Here is a 2,834-nt window from a genome sequence, read left to right as displayed (position 1 = left end):
GTGGCTGTGCTCGGTGTCCTTGGACGCGGTCAGCAGGGTCACGGCGCCCTTCCCGGCCGGCTCCCTCACGCCGTCCAGGAGTTCGGCCGCCTCCGGAGCGGCCGGCTCGGCCTCGTAGCGCCCGCGGAACTCCTCGTACGAACCCCCGTCCCCGTGGTACCAGCGGCGCAGCTCCGTCGACGGCGTCAGCCCCTTGGGCCACGCGTCCACCTGTGCCGCGTCCTTGGCCAGACCGCGCGGCCACAGCCGGTCGACCAGGACGCGGACGCCGTCGTCCGGCTCGGGCGGTTCGTGGACACGGCGCACGCGCACGCTCATGGTCTGCCCCTTTCGGAGGTCTCCGGCGGGCACGGTACGGGAGAACGCCTCACGAGCCGCCACCGGCCCGCCGCGCGGCGATGCGCCGCTTCAGCGCACGTCGTTCGGTCTCGCTCGTGCCGCCCCACACACCGATGGACTGCCCCGTCTCCAGCGCCCATTCCAGGCACTGCTCCCGTACGGGGCATCCCCGGCACACGGCCTTGGCCTGTTCCGTCTGGACCGGGGCGGGCCCGGAGGTGCCGATCGGGAAGAAGAGTTCGGGATCCTCGGTCCGGCAGGCCGCGCCGCTTCGCCAGTTGTCCATCGAAAAGTCACCTGCGATCGGAGTAGGTTCACATCCCCTCGGATGCCTTGTTCCCCTTCGGGTCACCTGTCGTCACGAGGTGAAACGGCGCGGCCGCGTGCGGACGGTCACTGCTCGCGCAGCCCCCAGGGCGAACCGTACGCGGTCAGCAGTTCCAGGAACGGGCCCGCGGGGAACGCCTCCGGACCGAGCACGCCCGTGCCCGACCAGACGCCGCCGGCGACCAGTTCGAGGGCGACGACCGGGTTGACGGCGGTCTGCCACACCACGGCCTGACAGCCGTACTCGTCCATGGACCACCGGTTGTCGACCACGTGGTACAGATACACCTCGCGCGGTGCCCCGCCCCTGGTGCCCCGTACCCAGGTGCCGGCACAGGTCTTGCCGTGCATCCGCTCGCCGAGCGTCGCCGGGTCGGGCAGGCAGGCGGCGACGACGTCCCGGGGGGAGACCTGCACCGGCCCGCCGGGACCCGGCACGGTCACCGGCTCGGTGCGGTCCAGGCCCAGCAGGTGCAGCGTCCTGAGGGTGTCGACGAACTCGCGGCCCAGGCCGTACTTGAAGGTGACCCGGCGGGCGTCGACCCAGCGGGGGACGAGCAGCACCTCCTCGTGCTCGACGTTGACGCACTCCACCGGCCCGATGCCCTCCGGGAAGTCGAACACCTCGGGTTCGCTGAAGGGTTCGGTGGTGAACCAGCCGCGGTCCTTCTCGTAGACGACCGGCGGGTTGAGGCATTCCTCGATGGTGGTCCAGATGCTGAAGGAGGGAGCGAAGTCATGGCCGTCCACCGTGAGGTTCGCGCCGTCGCGGACGCCGATCTCCTCGATCTCGTCGAAGAGTTCGTCGGCGGCGTACCGGGCGAAGACATCCGACAGGCCGGGCTCCACACCCATGCCGACCAGGGCCAGCCCGCCGGCCTTCTCCCAGTCGGCGTTCCGCGCGAACTGCTCGTCGCCGAGTTTGACCCCGCACTCCTCGTACGGGCGTTCGGCGTGCGGCCGGGAGAGGGACATCGCCATGTCGACATACACGGCACCGCGGTCCCGCGCGGCCCGGAACAGCGGCATCACGAACCGCGGATCGGTGGCGTTGAGCAGGACATCGCAACCGTGCCGTTCGAGCAGGGCCCGCACCAGGTTCTCGTCGCCGGCGTCCACGCGCTCGGCCCGGAACCGGGCGCCGTCCGCGCCGAGGGCCGCGACCGCCGCCTCGGCCCGGGCCGGGTCGTAGTCAGCCACCACCATCAGGTCGAAGAACGGCCGCCGGGCCGCGATCCGGGTGATCGCGGTACCCACTCCGCCCGCTCCCACAAGCAGTACACGCATGACGGCGCACTCCCTTTCATCCTCATGTATCTCACGGAACCCGGAGGCGTACGCGGGGCCCCGACGTGGATACAACGCGGTACGCCGACGTAAGGTCAATGGCGTTGGCATAAGGCCGGAGCGGGGAGAGGGCATGCCGAAACGTGTGGTTCCCGAGGAGCGGCGGCGGCGCCGCAGGCCCACCAGGAGCGGCCTGGTGCTGTCCGAGACGCTGATCGTCGAAGCCGCGCTGCGGCTGCTGCGCGAGCACGGCAGCGCGGGCCTGACCGCCCGCCGGCTGGGTCTCGCCCTGGACTGCGACCCCAGCACCCTCTACCGCTACTTCCGCGGCATGGACGAACTGACCCTCGCCATCGGTGACGCGCTGATCGGCCGGGCGATGCACGGGTGGCGCCCGGCCGGGCAGTGGCAGGACGACCTGCGGGCCATCGGGCTGCGCATCCACACCGCCTACCTCTCGCACCCGCAGGCGGCGGTCCTCACGGCGAGCCGCGTATCCGGCCGCGGCTGCGAACTCGCGGCCGACGAGGCGGTACTGGACGTGCTGCGCACCGCGGGCTTCCCGCTGCCGGAGGCGGTACGTGTCTACCACGCCTTCATCGACACCACCCTGGCCTTCGCCGCCCTCGACGCCGCGACCCTGGCGCTGCCCAGTGCCGCGCGCCGCGCCGACGAGGACATGTGGCAGTCGACCTACGCCCGCCTCCCGGCCACCACCCACCCCCGCCTCGCCGAGGCCGCCCCGCTGCTGGCCACCCGCATGGTCACCAGCGCCTACCCGACGGCCCTGGACATGCTTCTGACCAGCGCCGGGAGCAGCCTGACGGCGTCCTCGGCACCGTCGTCCCCCTCGGGACCCCCGGACGACGGCGCGGTCGGCG

General features: G+C 72.1%; 4 protein-coding genes. 1 reads left to right on the top strand and 3 read right to left on the bottom strand.

Going from position 1 to position 2,834, the window contains the following annotated elements; translation table 11 throughout:
• From B9S61_RS05455 to B9S61_RS05445, 3 genes are all read right to left on the bottom strand, one after another.
• The coding region (locus B9S61_RS05455) for a DUF488 domain-containing protein (RefSeq protein WP_103541171.1) at nt 1-318 on the bottom strand (318 nt) is incomplete at its 3' end.
• Between the two features lie 49 nt (nt 319-367).
• The gene (locus B9S61_RS05450) at nt 368-625 is read right to left on the bottom strand and encodes a WhiB family transcriptional regulator (RefSeq protein ID WP_103541169.1); all 258 of its coding nucleotides are present in this window, start codon (nt 623-625) and stop codon (nt 368-370) included.
• Between the two features lie 107 nt (nt 626-732).
• Nucleotides 733-1,953, bottom strand: coding sequence for a saccharopine dehydrogenase family protein (locus B9S61_RS05445; protein WP_103541168.1), 1,221 nt, complete (start codon nt 1,951-1,953; stop codon nt 733-735).
• 133 nt (nt 1,954-2,086) lie between these two features.
• On the opposite strand from B9S61_RS05445, the gene B9S61_RS05440 reads away from it, so the two are divergent.
• On the top strand, nt 2,087-2,834 hold a 748-nt coding region (locus tag B9S61_RS05440; protein ID WP_103541170.1), incomplete at its 3' end, for a TetR/AcrR family transcriptional regulator.

This window comes from Streptomyces sp. SM1, assembly GCF_002910825.1.
GTDB lineage: Bacteria > Actinomycetota > Actinomycetes > Streptomycetales > Streptomycetaceae > Streptomyces > Streptomyces okerensis.
The sequence above is the reverse complement of the archived record's forward strand: the minus strand, read 5'-3'. Positions and strand labels throughout refer to the sequence as shown.

Coding starts and splice junctions, on each gene's coding strand:
- B9S61_RS05450 (WP_103541169.1), bottom strand. CDS start 625: ATGGACAACTGGCGAAGCGGCGCGGCCTGCCGGACCGAGGATCCCGAA.
- B9S61_RS05445 (WP_103541168.1), bottom strand. CDS start 1,953: ATGCGTGTACTGCTTGTGGGAGCGGGCGGAGTGGGTACCGCGATCACC.